This is a genomic window from Microbacterium saperdae, from assembly GCF_006716345.1.
In the GTDB taxonomy this organism is placed as follows: domain Bacteria; phylum Actinomycetota; class Actinomycetes; order Actinomycetales; family Microbacteriaceae; genus Microbacterium; species Microbacterium saperdae.
Window position 1 is genome coordinate 992,163 of sequence record NZ_VFOX01000001.1, and the last position, 18,870, is coordinate 1,011,032.

Annotated in this window: 17 protein-coding genes; 3 read left to right on the top strand and 14 right to left on the bottom strand. The window is 69.6% G+C overall.

Annotation, left to right across the window (positions count from 1 at the left end):
• Positions 1-22 precede the first annotated feature (22 nt).
• Complete coding sequence (locus FB560_RS04715) at positions 23-883, top strand: carbohydrate kinase family protein (protein WP_229673257.1); 861 nt, start codon at positions 23-25, stop codon at positions 881-883.
• Between the two features lie 34 nt (positions 884-917).
• Here FB560_RS04715 and FB560_RS04720 read toward each other — a convergent pair whose 3' ends face one another.
• From FB560_RS04720 to FB560_RS04760, 10 genes are all read right to left on the bottom strand, one after another.
• A complete protein-coding gene (locus FB560_RS04720) occupies positions 918-1,670 on the bottom strand; it encodes an alpha/beta hydrolase (protein ID WP_141871300.1) in 753 nt (250 codons plus the stop codon).
• Positions 1,671-1,679: 9 nt separating this feature from the next.
• Positions 1,680-2,639, bottom strand: coding sequence for an SDR family oxidoreductase (locus FB560_RS04725; protein ID WP_141871301.1), 960 nt, complete (start codon positions 2,637-2,639; stop codon positions 1,680-1,682).
• On the bottom strand, positions 2,636-3,589 hold the full coding sequence (locus FB560_RS04730) for a bile acid:sodium symporter family protein (protein WP_141871302.1): 954 nt from the start codon (positions 3,587-3,589) through the stop codon (positions 2,636-2,638). Before FB560_RS04730 ends, FB560_RS04725 begins: the two co-directional genes overlap by 4 nt.
• Positions 3,586-4,878, bottom strand: a complete 1,293-nt coding sequence (locus FB560_RS04735; RefSeq protein WP_141871303.1) for a flavin-containing monooxygenase — start codon at positions 4,876-4,878, stop codon at positions 3,586-3,588. The genes FB560_RS04730 and FB560_RS04735 overlap by 4 nt, the downstream gene beginning before the upstream one ends.
• 106 nt (positions 4,879-4,984) lie before the next feature.
• Positions 4,985-6,142 carry a mannitol-1-phosphate 5-dehydrogenase gene (locus FB560_RS04740; protein WP_141871304.1) on the bottom strand — a complete coding sequence of 386 codons (1,158 nt, stop codon included), beginning with the start codon at positions 6,140-6,142 and terminating at the stop codon, positions 4,985-4,987.
• Positions 6,142-6,573, bottom strand: coding sequence for a PTS sugar transporter subunit IIA (locus FB560_RS20775; RefSeq protein WP_188895243.1), 432 nt, complete (start codon positions 6,571-6,573; stop codon positions 6,142-6,144). Before FB560_RS20775 ends, FB560_RS04740 begins: the two co-directional genes overlap by 1 nt.
• A 66-nt stretch (positions 6,574-6,639) precedes the next feature.
• Positions 6,640-8,268 (bottom strand): PTS mannitol transporter subunit IICB, encoded by a 1,629-nt coding sequence (locus FB560_RS04745; RefSeq protein ID WP_188895241.1) that lies wholly within the window; start codon positions 8,266-8,268, stop codon positions 6,640-6,642.
• Positions 8,265-9,950 carry a phosphoenolpyruvate--protein phosphotransferase gene (ptsP, locus tag FB560_RS04750; RefSeq protein ID WP_141871305.1) on the bottom strand — a complete coding sequence of 562 codons (1,686 nt, stop codon included), beginning with the start codon at positions 9,948-9,950 and terminating at the stop codon, positions 8,265-8,267. Before ptsP ends, FB560_RS04745 begins: the two co-directional genes overlap by 4 nt.
• Positions 9,947-10,234, bottom strand: coding sequence for an HPr family phosphocarrier protein (locus FB560_RS04755; RefSeq protein WP_141871306.1), 288 nt, complete (start codon positions 10,232-10,234; stop codon positions 9,947-9,949). The genes ptsP and FB560_RS04755 overlap by 4 nt, the downstream gene beginning before the upstream one ends.
• On the bottom strand, positions 10,231-10,548 hold the full coding sequence (locus FB560_RS04760) for a PTS sugar transporter subunit IIB (RefSeq protein ID WP_141871307.1): 318 nt from the start codon (positions 10,546-10,548) through the stop codon (positions 10,231-10,233). The genes FB560_RS04755 and FB560_RS04760 overlap by 4 nt, the downstream gene beginning before the upstream one ends.
• Positions 10,549-10,714: 166 nt before the next feature.
• On the opposite strand from FB560_RS04760, the gene FB560_RS04765 reads away from it, so the two are divergent.
• Entirely contained in the window at positions 10,715-12,637 is a 1,923-nt protein-coding gene (locus FB560_RS04765) for a BglG family transcription antiterminator (protein WP_141871308.1), read from the top strand.
• 6 nt (positions 12,638-12,643) lie between these two features.
• Here the strand turns inward: FB560_RS04765 and FB560_RS04770 are convergent, their stop codons facing one another.
• From FB560_RS04770 to FB560_RS04780, 3 genes are read right to left on the bottom strand one after another with little or no spacing between them, the layout of a single operon-like run.
• Positions 12,644-12,907, bottom strand: a complete 264-nt coding sequence (locus tag FB560_RS04770) for an HPr family phosphocarrier protein (RefSeq protein ID WP_141871309.1) — start codon at positions 12,905-12,907, stop codon at positions 12,644-12,646.
• A 54-nt stretch (positions 12,908-12,961) separates the two neighbouring features.
• Positions 12,962-14,632 carry a phospho-sugar mutase gene (locus FB560_RS04775; protein ID WP_141871310.1) on the bottom strand — a complete coding sequence of 557 codons (1,671 nt, stop codon included), beginning with the start codon at positions 14,630-14,632 and terminating at the stop codon, positions 12,962-12,964.
• Positions 14,629-15,462: a purine-nucleoside phosphorylase gene (locus tag FB560_RS04780; RefSeq protein WP_141871311.1), complete on the bottom strand. Its 834-nt coding sequence runs from the start codon at positions 15,460-15,462 to the stop codon at positions 14,629-14,631. Before FB560_RS04780 ends, FB560_RS04775 begins: the two co-directional genes overlap by 4 nt.
• A 57-nt stretch (positions 15,463-15,519) precedes the next feature.
• Here FB560_RS04780 and FB560_RS04785 point away from each other — a divergent pair, with 57 nt between their 5' ends.
• Positions 15,520-16,959: an NAD(P)H-quinone dehydrogenase gene (locus FB560_RS04785; protein ID WP_407662543.1), complete on the top strand. Its 1,440-nt coding sequence runs from the start codon at positions 15,520-15,522 to the stop codon at positions 16,957-16,959.
• 99 nt (positions 16,960-17,058) lie between these two features.
• Here FB560_RS04785 and FB560_RS04790 read toward each other — a convergent pair whose 3' ends face one another.
• Complete coding sequence (locus tag FB560_RS04790; protein WP_141871313.1) at positions 17,059-18,825, bottom strand: acetyl/propionyl/methylcrotonyl-CoA carboxylase subunit alpha; 1,767 nt, start codon at positions 18,823-18,825, stop codon at positions 17,059-17,061.
• Positions 18,826-18,870 lie beyond the last annotated feature (45 nt).

The following is an 18,870-nucleotide window of genomic DNA, read 5'->3' on the forward strand; positions in this document are numbered from 1 at the left end:
CGGACGCGGCAGGATGGTGTTCATGTCCGACGCCTCCGTGTTCATCGCCGGCCCTGCGTCGTGGAACCAGATCGTGGTGCTCGATCGGCTTCCCGACCCGGTTCCTCACATGCAGTTCGCCCAGGCGTCGTGGGAGACGGTCGGCGGCACGAGCGCCGGCAAGGCGCTGAGCCTCCGCGGGCTCGGGCGGGCGGCGCTCCTCCACGCCGCGGCGGGCGAGGACGATGCGGGAGGGCGCGTGCGTGCCGCCTTGGACGCGGCCGGTGTCCCCGTGCGGTGGGCAGACAGCGCGGAGACCGAGCGTCACCTCAACCTGATGACCGGGCAGGGTGCTCGTGTCTCGCTGTACCTCTCGTCACCGGCGGCTCAGTCGGATGGCGAGGATTCGGCGATCGCGGCGGCGATGAACGCGTCCGCGGTGATCGTGCTGGATCTGGCGGCCGAGCCCCTGCGGCTCCTTCCGCTCGCGCAGGCGACCGGGCGCCCGATCTGGGTGGACGTGCACGACTACGACGGTACGGCCGAGTTCCACCGCCCCTTCCTCGCTGCGGCCGACGTCATCTTCTGCAACGCCGATCGGCTCGATGATCCACTCGCCTTCCTGCACGGCTGCATCGACGCGGGAGCGTCGCTCGCGGTCTGCACGCTCGGCGCGGACGGCGCTGTCGCCGTCGACGCGCACGGTGGGGAGCATCGTGTGGCCGCCGTCCCCGTCGAGGTCGTCGATACCAACGGTGCGGGAGATGCGTTCTTCGCCGGCGTGCTCGATGCGCGGCTGTCCGGTGAGCCGGTCACGGCCGCGCTCGAAGCCGGTGCACGGGCGGCATCCGTCGTGCTCCGGAGCCGGCACCTGCACCCTCTGCTCGATCCGGTTCTCGGCTGAGGGTTCTGTGCCGGGGCTGCTCGGCTGAGAAGCGTCAGCGTCCGGCGAGCGACTCCTGAGCGAAGGCGTCGACCAGCGCGGTCACGGTCTGGTGCATCTCCTCGTCGGAGATCGTGGGCGTGCCGTCTCCGGCCTGCGGCCCGTAGTCCCCGAAAGACGCGTGGGAGGCGCCGGGGATCTCGACGAGCTCGGCGTCGGCCGGCAGCAGGTGACGGGCGTCGGCGATCTTCTCCGGAGTCGACAATCCGTCCTCGGAACCGGCGATGCTCAGCACCGCGAGATCGGTGTCCGACACGTCCGTGGCGCAGTACGAGCCGAACAAGAGCAGGGCGTCGGCGTCGGCGGCGAGCTGGCATGCGCGGACACCGCCGAGGGAGTGCCCGCCGACCGCCCACGTGTCGATGTCCGGTGCCGCCGAGGTGAAGGAATCGAGGCCTCGCAGGTCGAAGAACGCGAGGTTCAGCCAGGGGCGGGTGATCACGACGGTCATGCCGTCTTCGGCGAGACCCTGCAGGATCGCCGCGTACGCCCAGGGATCGACCTTCGCGCCGGGGATGAAGACGACGCCGATCTCGGAGTCCCCGTCTGCCGGCGCGAGCACGATCCCCTCGGGGGCATCCGTGACGGTGATGTCCGGGTTCTCCCGCACGGTCGCGAGCGGCTCCGGTTCCGCAGCCATCACGCCGACCTGGCTCCACACCAGGATGCCGCCGATGCCGAGCACCAGCACGACGGCGATGCTCCCCAGGATCCAGCGGAGTACTCGGCGGCCGCGCTTCTTCTGCATGGTTCCAGATTATGTGGTCGGTGCGGTGGTGACGCCGGGGTGCGTGGCCAGGTAGGCCTCGAACGCCTGACGGCTCGTGAAGTGCGGGGTGTAGCCGAAGCGCTCCTTCAGGCGCCTGTTGGCGAGCACCGGCCGGTAGCGCAGGAACGGGACCTTCTCGGGGCCGTGGACGGTCAGTCGCAATGCCCGACCGACGCGGAGCGCCGCGGACAGCACGCCGGCCGGGATCGTCACGGTCGGTTTGCCCAGTCTGCGGGCGATCTCGGTGACGGTCATCCGTCCGTCGCCGGCGACGTTGTAGATCCCCGCAGGGCCGTCTGTCGCGGCGCGCGCCATCGCGGCAGCGACGTCGTCGACCCAGACGAACACGAAGGGGGACTCGGAGCCGGTGAGGCGCAGGATGCGTCTGCCGTCCCACAGCGCGGTGATCTGGTTCTGGACGGTCGGACCGAGGATCGTGCCGATGCGGAAGATCACCTGCTCCAGGGCGGGATGCGTCTCCCGGTGACCGGCCAGCATCTCCTCGACGAGCCGCTTGTGTCGCGAGTACGGGAAGGCGTCGTTGCCGCGCAGCGGCTGATCCTCGTCGATCCACTCCGGGTTGTCGCGGTGGTACCCGTACGCGGCCCCTGAGCTGGAGACCACGATCCGGCGCACTCCGGTCTCGACACATGCCGCGAGCACGTGCGTGCTGCCGGTGACATCCACCCGATACTCCAGATCGACATCGCGCCCCGGATTGACGATCGCGGCGAGGTGCACGACCGTGTCGATGCGGTGGGTGCGCAGCAGGGGAGCGAGTGCGTCCGGATCCGTCACGTCGAGGAGGACCTCCACGACTCCCGTGCGCGGCGGCCCTGTGCGCAGGTCTGCCGAGACGATCAGATCGACGTCGTCGCGCGCCGCCAGTGCTGCGGCGACGTGCGTGCCGAGAAAGCCGCCGCCGCCCGTGATCAGCACCCGCGTCACGACGCGGTCTCCAGCGCGGTGCGACCGGTGGCATCGCCGGATGCGGATCCGGTGCGCCTCTTGGTGTGCCGCGCCCAGAGGCCCGCCAGGATGAGACCGGCCACGATGTCCCAGATGCCCCACCATCCGGCGACGATCGCCATCCCGCCGAGGCCGTCGAAGAACAGGAAGACCAGGCCGAGGCCGAGCCCGGCATTGCGGATGCCGACCTCGAAGGTCATCGCCTTGCGCTCTCGCGTGCCCAGGCCACCGACCACCGCCGTGCCGTAGCCGAGCGCGAGCGCCACCGCATCGTGCACGGTCACGACCAGCACGATGATGCCGAGCACCTGGATGAACACCGCCCAGTTGCCGACCAGGGCCGCCACGATGAAGGCGAGCAACGCGATCAGGCTGAACCACTTCACGAACGGCTGCACCCGCCGGGTGAGTGCGGGCGCCTGAGCGCGCAGCAGCAGACCGAGCGCGAACGGGAGGCCGACGATGAGCAGGATCTCCAGCAGCATCTTCCACGGGTCCAGCGCGACCTCGCGGAGAAGGTGGCGTGCGGTCGGATGCAGCGAACCCCAGAAGGTGATGCTCAACGGCATCGCGACGATGTAGACCAGATTGCCCACCGCGGTCAGGGACACCGACAGGGCGACGTTGCCACCCGCACGATGCGTGAGCACCTGCGAGATGTTCCCGGGCGGGCAGCAGGCCACCAGGATCATCCCGAGCGCCATCGAGGCGGACACCGGCAGCACGAGGGTGAGCAGGAAGGTGGCGATCGGCAGCAGCAGAAGCTGCGCGAGGATCGCGATCACGAACGGCTTCGGGTGCTTCGCGACGACCTTGAAGTCCGAGGGCGAGGTGTCCAGCGCGATGCCGAACATGATCAGGCCCAGCACCACGTTCAGGATCGTCAGCGTGCCGGGGGTGAAGCTGAGCACCACATCGTCGACGTTCATGCGCCCGCCTCCAGCTCCTGCTTCGCGTGCCTGACCGCGCCGCGATACGCATCCTTGTTCACGTAGTACGCCATACGGTCGAGCCCGAGGTAGTGATAGCCGCCGGTGAGGTCCGGCCACGGGGCGCCGGTCACGCGGGTGCGGAACCGCGCGGCGGTATCCGGGTCCCGCTCGACGGCGCGCAGGTAGGACGCCAGCAGGTCGGCCTGCTCGTAGCGGCCCTGCCACCCGATGCCCGATGCCTCGATCATGCCCATGACGTAGAGGCCGTTGAACGAGGCGGGGAACATGTTGAGGAACAGGCGGGGCGCCGCTCCCCGCCACTGCAGGTGGGCCCGATCGACGAACGGGTAGTCGAGGGTGTATCCGGTGGCGAGCAGCACCAGGTCGTAGTCGTCGGATGTGCCGTCGCGGAAGTGCACCGTGTCGCCGTCGAAGCGCTCGACATCGGCCCGGATCCGCAGATCACCCTGGCCGAGATGGTTCAGGATCAGGGTGTTCACGATCGGGTGTGATTCGTAGATCCGGTAGTCGGGCTTCGGGAAGCCGAATCGCACCGGATCGCCGGTGAAGGCGCGGAGGACCCGACTGTCCAGCGCCTGCTTGAGCCGAGCGGGCAACGGCTTCCCCTGGTTCAGGGTGTCACTGGGCTTGCCGAACAGGTAGCGGGGGACGAAGTAGTACCCGCGGCGCACACTCATGTCGATCGAGGCGGCATGGTGCACGGCGTCCACGGCGATATCGCAGCCGGAGTTGCCGGCGCCGATCAGCAGCACGCGCTTGCCGGTGAGCTGCGCGGGGGATTTGTAGGCGCTGGTGTGTCGCAGCTCGCCCGTGAAGGTGCCGGGGAAGGACGGGATGTTCGGCTCGGCGAGTGTGCCGTTCGCGAGCACGACACCGGCGTACCAGTGCGTCTGCTCGCCGTCCGGGCCCGCCGCGGTGAGATCCCACCCGCCGTCACGTGGCTCGAGGCGGCTCACGCGGGTGTCGAACCGGAAGAGCGGGCGCAGATCGAAGTGCGCGGCGTAGTCGCGGAAGTACTCGTGCAGCACCCGGTGGCCGGGGTAGTCGACCTCGGAGCGCATCGGGAAGTCCGTGAACTCCGTCGTCGTGCGCGAGGAGATCAGGTGTGCGGACTCGTACATGGTGCTGCGCGGATTCGAGATGTCCCAGAGGCCGCCGACGTCGTGCGAAGCCTCGTAGCCGTCGACGCCGATACCGCGCTTCTGCAGTGCCCTGGCGGCCGCGAGACCGGAAGGCCCCGCGCCGATGACGGCGTATCTGTTCATGCAACTCCCGCACGTCGTTGTGCTCGAAATGTCCCCGCGCGCCGCACGCGACGCGCCCCCGCCCACCGATCGTATCGGGTGGCGGGGCGCGGCAGAGCGTGGCGGGTCAGTCGACTCCGATGTGCTCCTGACGGGCCTGCACGGCGTCGCGGATCGACGCGAAGAGCGGATGCTCGGGGTCGAGCCCGGTCGTGCGAGTGGTGAACGTCACGGCGTCGACGGTGCGCAACAGCTGCTGCAGTTCGACCGACTGCTCGTCCTCGGCGTCGTCGAATGCGAGGGCAGCCGCGATCGCCGCCACCAGCGCGTGCGAGGGGAATCCATGCTCTGCGGCCATGGCGGCGGGGCCGACGAAGCGCTCGTGGCGTGAGATCTTGCGCAACGGCTGACGCCCGACGCGTTGCACCGTGTCGACGAGTGCGGGGTTGCGGAAACGCTCCAGGATCGTCGCCCGGTACTCGGCCAGCTCGGCCGGGTCGAGGCCGTGTGCCGCGACCAGCACGGCAGAGGTCTCCTCCAACGCGGCGGTGACGTTCCCGGCGACCGTGTCGTCGGCGAGGGCATCCGAGATCCGCTCGATCCCGCGCTGCGCGCCGAAGTACGCCGCCGCGGCATGCCCCGTGTTCACGGTGAAGAGCTTGCGCTCGATGTAGGGGGCCAGGTTCTCGACGAAGTGCGCGCCGGGGATGTTCGGCAGCGTGCCGCCGAAGGCTCCGGACTCGATCGCCCACTCGAAGTAGGGCTCCACCGTGACGTCGACACCCGCTCCGGGCGCCTGGGCCGGAACGATGCGGTCGACCGCGGTGTTCGCGAACACCGCGCGGGCCAGGAGCACCTCGGCGTCGGCGCCTGCGGCGTTCTCGACCTCGGCACGCAGCAGATCGGTCGCGCCGATCGCGTTCTCGCACGCCATGACCTGCAGCGGAGCCGCATCGGGGGAGCGCCGGGTGAGACCCGCGACGATCGTGGGAGCGACGAACCGCAGCACGGTCGGTCCGACCGCGGTGGTCACGACATCCGCCGTCGCGATCTCGGACGCCACGGCCTCGGGGTCGGTACGGCTGTTGATCGCACGGAACCCGGTGACCACGTGGTCGACGCCGCCCGGGCCTGCCTCGTGCACGGTGTAGGAGTCGGCCGCATCGATGGCATCCACCAGGGCATCGGCGACGTCGGAGAACACGACCTCGTATCCGCCCTCGTGCAGCAGCAGGCCGACGAATCCACGGCCGATGTTGCCGGCGCCGAAGTGGACCGCCTTCATCAGTCGTTCACCGCCGACAGCAGCGCGAAGAGCTCTTCCGGCGTCTGCGCGGCGTTCAGCTTCGCGACGTCGTCGTCATCCGAGAACAGGATCGCGATCTGCGAGAGGATCTCGAGGTGTTCGTCTCCGCGTCCCGCGATGCCGATCACGAAGGTCGCGGGTTCGCCCGCCCAGTCGACGCCGCCGTCGTAGCGGACGACCGAGAGGGCGGAGGCGAGGATCGCGTCCTTGGTCTCGTTCGTGCCGTGGGGGATGGCCAGGCCGTTGCCCATGTACGTCGACACGGTCTCCTCGCGCTGACGCATCGCATCGACGTAGGCGGGGGTGACGGCACCGGCGGAGATCAGGATGTCGGTGGCCTCCTGCAGGGCTTGATCCTGCGTGGCGCTGCCGGAGTGGATGCGGACCTGGCTGAGGGTGAGAACGCTCATGGTGTGTTGCCTTTCTGGGAATGATGAGGCGGGGCGGATGCCATGGCACCCGCCCCGCCTGGTCTGTCACGCGTCGGAATCGCGCTGTGCGCGCACCATCTCGACGACCTCTTCGTACTTCGGAGAGTTCATGAAGTTGTCGACCGACACGTGGATCGAGTTCGGCGACTGTGCCTTCGCGCGATCCGTCAGCTGCTGCTGCGTGATCACGAGGTCGGCGGTGCCGTCGAGGTTGGCGATCGCCTGGTTGGTGACCGTGACCCCGTCGATCTCGGCCTTCTTGAACTTGTTGCGCAGCACGCTCGCGCCCATGGCGGACGAGCCCATGCCGGCGTCGCACGCGAACACGATGTTCGAGATGCGGCGGTCGGTGGCCACGCTGCCCGCGGCACCCGCTGCGGCAGCGGCACCGGACGAGGTGCGCAGCGCATCCATGGCGGCCGAGGACTTGCCCTTGTTCGCCTCGGTCTGCGCGATCGCGGCGCCGAACGCGTCACCCTCGGCCTCGAGGTCACGCCTGCGCGAAGCCCGCAGGATGACGCCCGTGATGAGGAACGTCACGACGGCGGCGATGACGACCGACAGGTAGACGGTCAGCAGGTTGCCGACGCCCGGACCGATGGCGGCCGCTGTCACGGCGATGATGCTTCCCGGAGCGGCAGGGAAAGCCAGGCCGCCGCCGAGGACCATGTTCGTGGTGACGCCGGCTGCGCCACCCGCGATCAGCGCGAGGATGGTGGTCGGCTTGCTCAGGGCGTACGGGAAGTAGATCTCGTGGATGCCACCCAGGAACTGGATGATCGCTGCGCCGGGCGCGGACGCCTTGGCTGCGCCCACACCGAAGAACGTGAACGCGAGGAGCAGGCCGAGGCCCGGGCCGGGGTTCGCCTCGATGAGGAACAGGATCGACTTCCCGGTCTCGGCGGCCTGCTCGATGCCGAGCGGCGTGAACACGCCGTGGTTGATGGCGTTGTTCAGGAACAGGACCTTCGCGGGCTCGACGATGATCGAGACGACGGGGAGCAGCTGCAACGAGACCAGCCAGTCGACGGCCGAGCCCAGCACGGCGCTGATGCCGAGCATGACGGGGCCGAAGGCGAAGAAGCCCGCGATCGCGAGGAGCATGCCGAGGATTCCGGCTGAGAAGTTGTTCACCAGCATCTCGAAGCCGGGGCGGATCTTGCCGTCCCACAGCTTGTCCATCTGCTTGGTGATCCACGCGGCCAGCGGCCCCATGATCATCGCGCCGAGGAACATCGGGATGTTCGTGCCGACGATGACACCCACCGTGGCGATCGTCGCCACGACGCCGCCGCGCTCGCCGTAGACCATGCGGCCGGCGGTGTTGGCGATCAGCAGCGGAAGCAGGTAGGTGACCATCGGACCGACCAGGCCGACGTAGGCGAGGATGTTCCCGTCGGCGGTCTCGGCCACCGTCGTCATGGCACCCTGCCAGCCGATGATGGACGAATCGCCGCCGCCGCCGATGATCTCGGCGACACCGGCCCAATGCCAGCCCTTGAAGGGGGTCTCGGCGCCGAAGAATCCCTTGGGGATGAACAGCATGGTGATGAAGCCCCACGCGATGAACGCCGCGATGTTGGGCATGATCATGCCGGACAGGAACGTGCCGAAGCGCTGCACGCCCGTTCGGAGTCCGCCCGGTTTCCGGGCGGCTGGTGACGTCGTCGTCATGATGTCGTCTCTTTCTGGTGGGAGGGGAAGGACGCCGTGGCTTCCGCCACGGCGTGGCGTGCACCGGCGGCGTCGTCCGCTGCCAGTGCGATCTCTGCGAGGTTGCGGGCCTCGTCGAGGGTGCGTTCGGAGAGGGTGTGGCGCACGTCGGCCAGCGCGGACGGGGCCATCGACAGGCTCGTCGCCCCGAGGCCAACGAGCACGACCGCGAGCAAGGGGTCAGCAGCAGCCTCGCCGCAGATCCCGATGGGCTTGCCGAGTCGCGCGCCGGCAGTGCCGACTTCGCGCACCAGGCGCAGCACTGCCGGGTGCCACGGGTCCTGGAAGCCGGCGACGGAACCCAGCAGCCGGTCGGCGGCCATGGTGTACTGCGTGAGATCGTTCGTGCCGATCGAGGCGAAGTCGGCATGCGCGAGCACCCGATCGGCGAGCAGCGCGCTCGCCGGGACCTCGACCATGACCCCTGCGGTCTTCAGCCCGTACTCGCGCGCGAGGGCGGTGAAGTACGCGGTCTCCTCGACGGTCGTGACCATCGGCGCCATGACCCACAGGTCCGCCTCGGTCAGCGCTTCCGCCTCGGCGAGCGCCGTGAGCTGTTCGCGGAGGATGTCCTCGCTGGCGCGCAGCGCGCGCAGCCCGCGGAGCCCCAGCGCGGGATTCTCCTCGTGCGCGTCGTTGAGGAAGGCGAGCGGCTTGTCGGCGCCGGCATCGAGCATCCGCACGACGACCTTCTTGCCGGGGAACGCCGCCAACAGCTCGCGGTACGACTCGCGCTGCTGCGCGATCGTCGGCGCCTGCGTGGCGGAGAGGAACAGGAACTCGGTGCGGAACAGCCCGACGCCCTCGGCCCCGCGTTCGACGGCATCGGACGCGTCTGCAGGTTTCCCCAGATTCGCCAGCAGCGCGATCGGCGTGCCGTCGGCGAGGGCGCCGGGGGTCAGGGGGGCCGCGTCCGCCGAGCGCCGCTCGGCTGCCCGCTGCGCGGCGCGATCCTTCTCCTCCTCGGAGGGATCGGCGGTGACCAGCCCGGCCGCGGCATCGACGATGACGGTCTGGCCGTTGGTCAGCGCCGTGGCGTCGACCGCGCCGACGATCGCGACGATGCCCTTCTCGCGGGCGAGGATCGCGGTGTGCGAGGTCGGGCCGCCGTCGGTCGTGATCAGCGCAAGCACCTGATCGAGGTCGAGCAGCGCGGTGTCGGCGGGTGCCAGGTCGCGGGCCACCAGGACGAAGGGGTGCCCGGGGTTCGGGATGCCGGGGGCGTCCACACCCCGCAGGTGCGCCAGCACACGCTGGGCGATGTCGTCGAGGTCGGCCGCACGCTCGCCGAGGTAACCGCCGACCGCCTCCAGGGTGGCGCGGAAACCGGCGAAGGCGTCGTGCACGGCCCACTCTGCCGTGGCGCCGGAGTCGAGACGGGTGTCGACCTCGTCCTGCAGGGTCGGGTCCTCGGCGATCATGGCCTGTGCTTCGAGCACGTCCTGGGCCGAACCGCCGGCGGCGGCACCGCGTTCGTTCAGCTCCCGAGCGACCACGGCCACGGCATCCCGTACCCGGGTGCGCTCCGCGTCGGCCCCGCGCGTGCTGGGCGCCTGGTCGGGTGCCGGCAACGCCTCGGTCATCCGGACGACGGTGCCCTGGGCGACGCCGAGACCGATGCCCACTCCGCGCAGCGTGCTCATCCGGCGGAGTCCTGGTCGTGGTCGGTCGTGAGCAGCTCGGTGAGGGTGTCGATCACGTTCTCGGCGTCGGCGCCGTCACCGTCGACCGTGAGGGTGACATAGTCGCCGTACTCGATCGCGAGCGCGATGACGCCCAGGATGCTGGCGGCGTTGACCGGCTTGCCGGAATCCTTGGCGATCGTGACCGGGACGCCTGAGTCCTTCGCGGCCTGTGCGAACAGCTTCGCGGGACGGGCGTGCAGCCCGTGCGATGAACCGATGCGAACGGTGCGAGAGGTGGTCATGATGTTCCTTTCGGGGTGCTGCTGACGTCGGGGAGAAGGGCGCGGGCGATCGCGAGCGTGCGCTCGCCGGACCGGTCCGCGAAGACATCCGGAGGAAGGAGGGCGACCGGGCTGCTCACCGCGCCACGGATCGCCGTGAGCCGGTCGGCGAGGTGCGGACCGACGAGGACGAGGTCGTGCGCACCGTCGATGACGGAGCTCTCCATGCCCGCGGAGGCGTCCCAGTCGAGACCGACCTCAGCGGCCGCGCGTCGGAGTCGCTGAGCGACGAACGTGCTGGACGCACCGGCGCCGCACACTACGAGGATCCTCATCGATGCCACCTTCCTGAGAACAGTCTGTGAAAGGACGAGGTGCGTCACCACCACGTTCCTTTCCGCCCCTGCGGAACATCGGTTTCCGCGCATGCCCCGCGGCGAACTGACATCATGGAGAGACGTCAGGACAGTGCAGTCAGCACGTGGAGGAGTCGGAGGGATCATGTCGCGCCAGCGCCAGGACCAGCTGCTCTCGACCCTCCTTCGTCAGGGGACATGGGCGACGGCCGGCAGCCTCGCCGATCTGCTCGGCGTCACCCCGCGCAGCGTTCGCTCCTACGTCGCCGCGTTGAACGGCCGCACGGCGGACGGAGACGCCGTCGAATCCGGTTCGGCGGGGTACCGCGCCGGCCCCGGTGCGCGCGCTGCACTCCGCATTCGTCAGACCGGTGAGTCGGCACCCCGCGACCGCCTGCACGGCCTCGTGCGTACGCTGCTCGACGCGCCAACCGGCATCGACGTCTTCGAGACCGCCGATCGTCTGCACGTCAGCGAAGCCACACTCGAAGCCGATCTAGCCCGTGTGCGTGCGCTGATCGACGGCACCGACCTGACGCTCGAGAGGGACCGGGAGATCGTGCGGCTGCGCGGCAACGAGACGGCGCAACGTCGACTGCTCAGCCGACTCGCGCACGACGAGATGGACGCCGCCTCCTTCCATCCGGAGACGTTCCGGCGCGCTCTCGCCGGCAACGCGGTCGCGGCGCACGCCGTCGCGCCGTTCAAGTCCGCGCTGGTGCGGGAGCTCGGAGAGCTCGGCTACTACGTCAACGAGCTCGCGATCTCCGATGTGCTGCTGCACATCGCCATCGCCGCCGAACGCGTGGCCGCCGGTCACGCGCTGGAGTCCGCCCCGTCGGGTGCTCGCGCCGAGATCCCGCAGGTCGGTGCCGTGATCGCGCGTCTGGCCGGCGAGCATTTCGCCGTGGCGCTCGGCGACGGGGACAGCGATCACCTCGCCTCCCTCGTGCTGACGCGCATCGTCGCGCCCGGGGAGGACGCCGCCGGCGATGTCGCCCGCAGCGGTGTGGACCCCGAGGTCGAAGCGGCCGTGCGCGCCGAGGTGCAGCGCGCGGCAGAGGACTATCAGGTCGACCTGGTCGACGAGACCTTCCAGCTCCGGCTCGCGCTGCATGTGCAGAACCTGCTGCGGCGGGCCGAGGAGAGTGCACTCACGCGCAATCCGCTCACCCGATCGCTCAAGACGTCGTACCCGATGATCTTCGAGGTCGCCGTCTCCATCGCCAGTGGGCTGCACGACCGCCTGGGCGCCCCCATCCATGACGACGAGATCGCGTACATCGCGATGCACGTCGGCGGACGCCTCGAGCGCAGTCGCAAGGCCGAGTCGATCCTGACCGCCACCATCGTCTGTCCCGGGTATTACGAGCTCCACGAACTGCTCCGCTCCAGCGTCGACCGCTCACTCGGGTCGGCGATCGAGGTGACCAGCGTGATCACCAACGTCGACCCCGACTGGGCCTCCTTCGACACCGACCTCGTGCTCAGCACGATCGAACCCGGGGCATCCGGTGATCGCTTCGTGCGCATCCAGCCCTTCCTGACCGACTCCGACGTCGATCGCATCCAGTCGGCAGCGGGTCGTGTGCGCCGCGGACGCCGCCTGACACGCCTGCGCGGTGAGCTGGCGCGCTACTTCCACGCCGACGCGTACGTGTCTCCGCTCCCCGACGAAGGCGAGGAGGCGATCATCCGGCGCCTGGGCGGGCTTCTGGTCCAGGCCGGCCTGATCGGTGAGGACTACATCGACAACACGATCGCGCGCGAGCAGATGTCGTCGACAGCGTTCACCGACGCGCTCGCCGTTCCCCACGCGCTGCAGATGACGGCGACCAGGACCGCCATCGCGATCGGCGTCGCCGACGGCTCGGCAGCCTGGGGCGACGGACGGGTGCAGGTCGTCGCGCTCGCCGCTTTCAGCGAGAGCGACCGCGCCGCGTTCCAGACCGTGTTCGAGCAGCTCGTGGAGGTGTTCAGCGAACGCGAGAGCGTGCAGCGGATCGTTCGCAGGGCCACGAGCTTCGAGACCTTCCTCGACGAGCTCGTCGCGGTGATCGACGGCTGATCTCCGTCAGCGTCGCGGCGCGAGGACCTCGCTCAGGGTGTCCAGCACGGCAGCGGCGTCCGAGGACTCCCTGGTCTCGAGCGTGACGGCATCGCCGGGGGCCAGGGCCAGGTCCATGACCGCCAGCACGCTGCTGAGGTCGACGACCACCCCGTCTGCGGTGCGCAGGGTCACCGCATCACCGTGGGCCTGCACGACGCGCACGAGTTCGGCGACCGGTCGCGCGTGCACGCCGTTGTGCGCGGTGATGGTGACGTGACGGCTCAGCATGCTCCGATGCTAGCCGTGGTCCGCGCACGAGTGCCAGCGGACCACGGCAGCGCGTCAGGAGCGCTCTTCGAGAAGGACGCGGACACCGGCCTCGAGTGCGGCCACGACGTCGCGGGCGCCCTCGGCGGAGTCCGCCTTCGCGTCGATGTACACCTTGAGCTTCGGCTCGGTGCCGCTCGGGCGCACGATCACGCGCGAACCGTCGGCCAGGCGGTAGCGCAGCACGTCGCCCGCGGGCTGACCGGGCGCCGCCTGCAGCAGGTCCTCGGCCACGGCGATCGACTGGGTGCCGATGTGTGCGGGCGGCAGGGAACGCAGCGACAGCATCACGGTGCCGATGATCGAGAGGTCCTCGACGCGCACCGAGACCTGGCCGCTCGCGAAGTGGCCGTAGGTGTCTCCGAGCTCGGAGAGCAGGTCGGCGAGCCCGAGGCCACGGTCACGGGCCTCGGCCGCGAGACCGAGGATCGCGACCGCTGCGGAGATACCGTCCTTGTCGCGCACGGTCTCGGGGTTCACGAGATAGCCCAGGGCCTCCTCGAAGCCGAAGACGATGCCCGGAGCGCGGGAGATCCATTTGAAGCCCGTGAGCGTCTCGTGGAAGTCCAGCCCGTGGTGGGCGGCGACCGCGCTGAGACCGGGCGAGGACACCAGAGAGCAGGCGAGCGAGGCACCCGGTGTTCCTTCCGCGGCGCGTGCGGCGCGGGCGCCGAGGAGCAGCCCGACCTCGTTGCCCGTCAGCCGACGCCAGCCGTCCGCTGCGGACTCGTCGGGGATGGCGACGGCGAGGCGATCCGCATCGGGGTCGTTGGCGAGGATGAAGTCGGCCTTGGCCCGACGTGCCCGGGCGAAGGCCAGGTCCATGGCCCCCGGCTCCTCGGGGTTCGGGAACGAGACGGTGCGGAACCGGGCATCCGGGCGCAGCTGCTGATCGACCACAGCCGGCTGCGGATAGCCGGCGGTGGTCAGGATGCGCGACAGCGTCTCCCATCCGACGCCGTGCATCGCCGTGTAGACCCAGCGCAGTCCATCCGCACCCGCCGGAGCGGGGGCGACGGCCGCTGTCGCCGCGACGTACGCGTCGACGACGGCCTCCGGTGCGATCTCGTAGGCGGTGGAGCGGGGGAGCGCCGGTACCCGGAGCGTGTCGGCGACCCGCTGGATCTGCGCGGCGATCTCGGCATCGGCAGGGGCGACGATCTGCGATCCCTGGTCGTCACCGCCGAGGTAGACCTTGTAGCCGTTGTCGTTCGGAGGGTTGTGGCTGGCGGTCACCATCACACCCGCGTCGGCGCCGAAGTGCCGCACCGCGAAGGCCAGCACGGGAGTCGGCAGCAGTCGGGGCAGCAGGATCGCCCGCAGACCGGCCCCGGCGAAGATCTCGGCGGAGTCCGTCGCGAAGACCCGGGAGTTGCGCCGACCGTCATAGCCGATCACGACCGTCGGGGTCGCGCCGTGCGCGCGCTCGCTGAGGTACGCCGCGAAGCCGGCGGCGGCCTGCGCGACCAGCACCCGGTTCATGCGGTTGCTGCCAGCGCCGAGCTCTCCGCGCAGACCCGCTGTGCCGAAGGCGAGACGTGCACCGAAACGGTCGTCGAGCTCGGCGACCGCCGCCTCATCGCCGCCCGAGGCGCGCGTGATGAGCCCGGCGAGCTCGTCCCGGGTCTCGTGGTCGGGGTCCTGCCGCAGCCATGCTCGCGCCTGCGCGAGCCGCTCCTCGCTCACAGCGCCTCGACCACGCGGGCCAGCAGGGCGGAGATCACCGGTTCGGCTTCGCGGCCGGCCTCGATCACCTCGGCATGGCTCAGCGGCGTCTTCTGGATGCCGGCGGCGAGGTTCGTGATGAGCGAGAAGCCCAGCACCTCCATTCCGGCTTCGCGGGCGGCGATGGCCTCGAGCGCGGTCGACATGCCGACGATGTGACCGCCGATGATCTTCGCCATCTGCACCTCGGCCGGCGTTTCGTAGTGCGGGCCGCGGAACTGCGTGTAGACGCCCTCGTCGAGCGAGGGGTCGACGCTGCGGGCCACATCGCGCAGGCGCGAGGAGTACAGGTCGGTCAGGTCGATGAACGTGGCTCCCTCGAGCGGGGAGTCGGCCGTGAGGTTGATGTGGTCGCTGATCAGCACGGGCTGACCGGGCGTCCAGGTCTCGCGGATGCCGCCGGCGCCGTTGGTGAGCACCATGATCTTCGCGCCGGTCGCGGCGGCGGTGCGCACGCTGTGCACCACGCGGCGGACGCCGTGATCCTCGTAGTAGTGGGTGCGCGCGCCGATGACGAGGACGTTCTTGCCGTCGGGCGTGCGGATGCTGCGGAGGGTTCCGACGTGACCCTCGAGTGCGGGCTTCGAGAAGCCGGTGACCTCGGTCGCCGGGATCGTCGCGACCGTCTCGCCGATGATGTCGGCGGCCTTGCCCCAGCCGCTTCCGAGCGTGAGGGCGATGTCGTGGTTCTCGACGCCGGTCAGCCGCGCGATGTCGGCGGCGGCGGTGGCTGCGACCTCGAACGGGTTCGCAGTGGGGTCATCGAGGGGGTTGCTGTGTGTCTCGGGCATGGATCCACTCTAGGAAGGTGCAGGCTCCGGTGCCAGGATTGCGCGAGAATGGTTTTCATGTCTTCCACCACTTTCGAGCGCACTCAGCGCGTCGCCGTCCTCGGCGGCGGTCCCGGCGGTTACGAGGCGGCCCTGGCGGCCGCTCAGCTCGGAGCCGAGGTGACCCTGGTCGAACGCGTCGGTGTCGGAGGATCCGCGGTCCTGACAGACGTGGTGCCGTCCAAGAGCCTGATCGCCACGGCGGACGCCGCCGTCGCGATCTCCGAGGCGAGCGACCTCGGCGTCAACTTCTACGCGAAGGGCGAGAACGGCAAGCCGCTCAAGCCGGAGATCGCGATCAACCTCGCTGCCGTGAACAAGCGCCTGGTCGCGCTCGCCGGGCAGCAGTCCGAGGACATGCGTGCGACGCTCCTCGAGGCCGGTGTGCGGATCCTCTCCGGTCACGGCCGTCTCGAGGGACCGACGGCGATCGTGGTGTCGACCGGTCAGGGCGGCACCGACTTCGACCGCATCGAGGCCGACACGATCATCGTGGCTGTCGGCGCCTCACCGCGGGAACTGGATTCGGCCAAGCCCGACGGCAAGCGCATCCTGACCTGGACCCAGCTCTACGACATGAAGGCGCTCCCCGAGCACCTCATCGTGGTCGGCTCCGGCGTCACCGGTGCCGAGTTCGCCTCGGCGTACATGAATCTGGGCGCGAAGGTGACACTGGTCTCCAGCCGCGAGCAGGTGCTCCCCGGCGAGGACAAGGATGCCGCGAGCGTCCTCGAGAAGGTTTTCAAGCGCGGCGGCATGCAGGTGCTGTCCAAGTCCCGCGCCGACAAGGTGCAGGCCGACAAGGACGGGGTCGTCGTGACCCTGTCGGATGGCCGGACGGTCGAGGGCAGCCACTGTCTGATGGCGGTCGGCTCGATCCCCAACACGGCGGGGATCGGTCTCGAGGAGGCCGGCGTCGAGCTCGACGAATCCGGACACGTCCGCGTGAACAAGGTGGCGCGCACCTCGGTTCCCAACGTCTACGCGGTCGGCGACTGCACGAACTTCTTCCCCCTGGCATCCGTCGCCTCGATGCAGGGACGGACAGCGGTGTTCCACGCGCTCGGTGACATCGTGATCCCGCTCGAGCTGATCAAGATCACCTCGAACATCTTCACCGCCCCCGAGATCGCCACGGTCGGGTACTCCGAGAAGGACGTCGAGGACGGCATCGCCGACGGGCTCGTCTACAAGCTGCCGCTGGCGGCCAATCCGCGCGCGAAGATGATGGGCATCAAGGACGGCTTCGTCAAGATCATCGCCCGCAAGGGGTCGGGCACCGTCATCGGCGGCGTGATCGTCGCCCCCAAGGCCTCCGAGTTGATCTACCCGATCGCCGTCGCCGTCGAGCGGCGACTCACGGTCGACCAGGTGTCCCGCGTGTTCGCGGCCTACCCGTCGCTCTCGAGCAGCATCACGGATGCGAGCCGTGCGATGCACCTGGGCTACATCTCCTGAGGCGCAGCCCGACGACAGGAAAGGCGCCCCACCGCGGTGGGGCGCCTTTCCTGTCGTCTGAGTTCCCGAGCCCGGCGAGGGGCCCTGAGCGTTCGAAGATCAGCTGATCGTGAGCAGCTGATGACCGGCGGACACCGTGCTGCCGGCCTGTGCGTTGATGTTGCCGACGACGCCGTCCTTGTGCGCCTGCAGCGGCTGCTCCATCTTCATCGCCTCCAGGACCACGACCAGGTCGCCCTTGACGACCTGCTGTCCGTCCTCGACCGCGATCTTGACGACGGTGGCCTGCATCGGCGACTTGACGGCATCGCCCGATGCGCCCGCATTCGCCGTGGTCGCATGGCTGCGACGCGACGGCGGAACGACGGCAGGGCGCCCAGCCGTGCCGGCAGCGACCGCGACGCGATCGGGAAGGCTCACCTCGAGTCGCTTGCCGGCGACCTCGACGACGACCGTGTGACGTCCGTCCGAGGCGGCGGCCGGCTCGAGCTCGCCGTCCCACGCGGGGATGTCGTTGTCGAACTCGGTCTCGATCCAGCGGGTGAAGATGGCGAAGTTGCCGTCTTCCGCCGTGAACGCGGGGTCGCGGACGACCTTGCGGTGGAAGGGGAGGACCGTGGGGAGACCGGCGACCTCGAACTCGTCGAGTGCGCGACGCGACCGCTCCAGCGCCTCCTCGCGGTTCTTGCCGGTGACGATGATCTTGGCCAGCAGCGAGTCGAACGCGCCGGAGACCACGTCGCCGGCGGTGACACCGGAGTCGAGACGGATGCCGGGACCGCCGAACGTCTTGAAGACGTTCACGGGTCCGGGCTGGGGGAGGAAGCCGCGCCCGGGGTCCTCGCCGTTGATCCGGAACTCGATGGAGTGGCCCTGCGGCTCCGGGTCGGCGTAGTCGATCGTGCCGCCGGCGGCGATGCGGAACTGCTCACGCACCAGGTCGATGCCGGTGACCTCTTCCGAGACCGGGTGCTCGACCTGCAGGCGGGTGTTGACCTCGAGGAACGACACGGTGCCGTCGGCGCCGATCAGGAACTCGCAGGTGCCGGCACCGACGTAGCCGACCTCCTTCAGGATGGCCTTGGAAGCCGAGTAGAGCAGGCTGTTCTGCTCGTCCGTCAGGAACGGCGCCGGTGCCTCTTCGACCAGCTTCTGGTGTCGGCGCTGCAGCGAGCAGTCGCGCGTCGAGATCACGACGACGTTGCCCGCAGCATCCGCGAGGCACTGGGTCTCGACGTGACGCGGCTTGTCGAGGTACTTCTCCACGAAGCACTCGCCGCGACCGAAGGCCGTGACGGCCTCGCGCGTGGCGGATTCGAAGAGCTCGGCGACCTCGGCGAGCTCGCGTGCCACCTTGAGGCCGCGTCCGCCTCCGCCATAGGCCGCCTTGATCGCGATCGGCAGGCCGAACTCCTCGGCGAACGCCACGACCTCATCGGCGCCTGACACGGGTCCGGGGGTGCCGGGTGCCAGCGGCGCGCCGACCTTCTCGGCGACGTGACGCGCGGTCACCTTGTCGCCGAGGGCTTCGATCGCTTCGGGGGACGGACCGATCCAGGTCATCCCCGCACCGATGATCGCGCGAGCGAACTCGGCGTTCTCGGCGAGGAATCCGTACCCGGGGTGCACGGCGTCTGCTCCGGCGCGGCGGGCGACGGAGAGGATCTTCTCGATCTGGAGGTAGGTCTCGGCGCTGGTGGCCCCGCCGAGGGCGTAGGCCTCGTCGGCGAGCCGCGTGTGCAGCGCGTCGCGGTCCTGGTCGGCGTAGACGGCGACCGAAGCGATCCCGGAGTCACGAGCGGCACGGATGATGCGTACGGCGATCTCGCCGCGGTTGGCGATGAGCACCTTGGCGATAGCAGGCATGGTTGCCAGCCTAGCGAGAAGCCCACCGAACCAATTGACGACTCT

Coding starts and splice junctions, on each gene's coding strand:
- FB560_RS04780 (WP_141871311.1), bottom strand. CDS start 15,462: ATGCCCGAGACACACAGCAACCCCCTCGATGACCCCACTGCGAACCCG.
- ptsP (WP_141871305.1), bottom strand. CDS start 9,950: ATGAGCACGCTGCGCGGAGTGGGCATCGGTCTCGGCGTCGCCCAGGGC.
- FB560_RS04735 (WP_141871303.1), bottom strand. CDS start 4,878: ATGAACAGATACGCCGTCATCGGCGCGGGGCCTTCCGGTCTCGCGGCC.
- FB560_RS04770 (WP_141871309.1), bottom strand. CDS start 12,907: ATGCTGAGCCGTCACGTCACCATCACCGCGCACAACGGCGTGCACGCG.
- FB560_RS04785 (WP_407662543.1), top strand. CDS start 15,520: ATGTCTTCCACCACTTTCGAGCGCACTCAGCGCGTCGCCGTCCTCGGC.
- FB560_RS04755 (WP_141871306.1), bottom strand. CDS start 10,234: ATGACCACCTCTCGCACCGTTCGCATCGGTTCATCGCACGGGCTGCAC.
- FB560_RS04715 (WP_229673257.1), top strand. CDS start 23: ATGTCCGACGCCTCCGTGTTCATCGCCGGCCCTGCGTCGTGGAACCAG.
- FB560_RS04745 (WP_188895241.1), bottom strand. CDS start 8,268: ATGACGACGACGTCACCAGCCGCCCGGAAACCGGGCGGACTCCGAACG.
- FB560_RS20775 (WP_188895243.1), bottom strand. CDS start 6,573: ATGAGCGTTCTCACCCTCAGCCAGGTCCGCATCCACTCCGGCAGCGCC.
- FB560_RS04765 (WP_141871308.1), top strand. CDS start 10,715: ATGTCGCGCCAGCGCCAGGACCAGCTGCTCTCGACCCTCCTTCGTCAG.
- FB560_RS04730 (WP_141871302.1), bottom strand. CDS start 3,589: ATGAACGTCGACGATGTGGTGCTCAGCTTCACCCCCGGCACGCTGACG.
- FB560_RS04760 (WP_141871307.1), bottom strand. CDS start 10,548: ATGAGGATCCTCGTAGTGTGCGGCGCCGGTGCGTCCAGCACGTTCGTC.
- FB560_RS04720 (WP_141871300.1), bottom strand. CDS start 1,670: ATGCAGAAGAAGCGCGGCCGCCGAGTACTCCGCTGGATCCTGGGGAGC.
- FB560_RS04740 (WP_141871304.1), bottom strand. CDS start 6,142: ATGAAGGCGGTCCACTTCGGCGCCGGCAACATCGGCCGTGGATTCGTC.
- FB560_RS04790 (WP_141871313.1), bottom strand. CDS start 18,825: ATGCCTGCTATCGCCAAGGTGCTCATCGCCAACCGCGGCGAGATCGCC.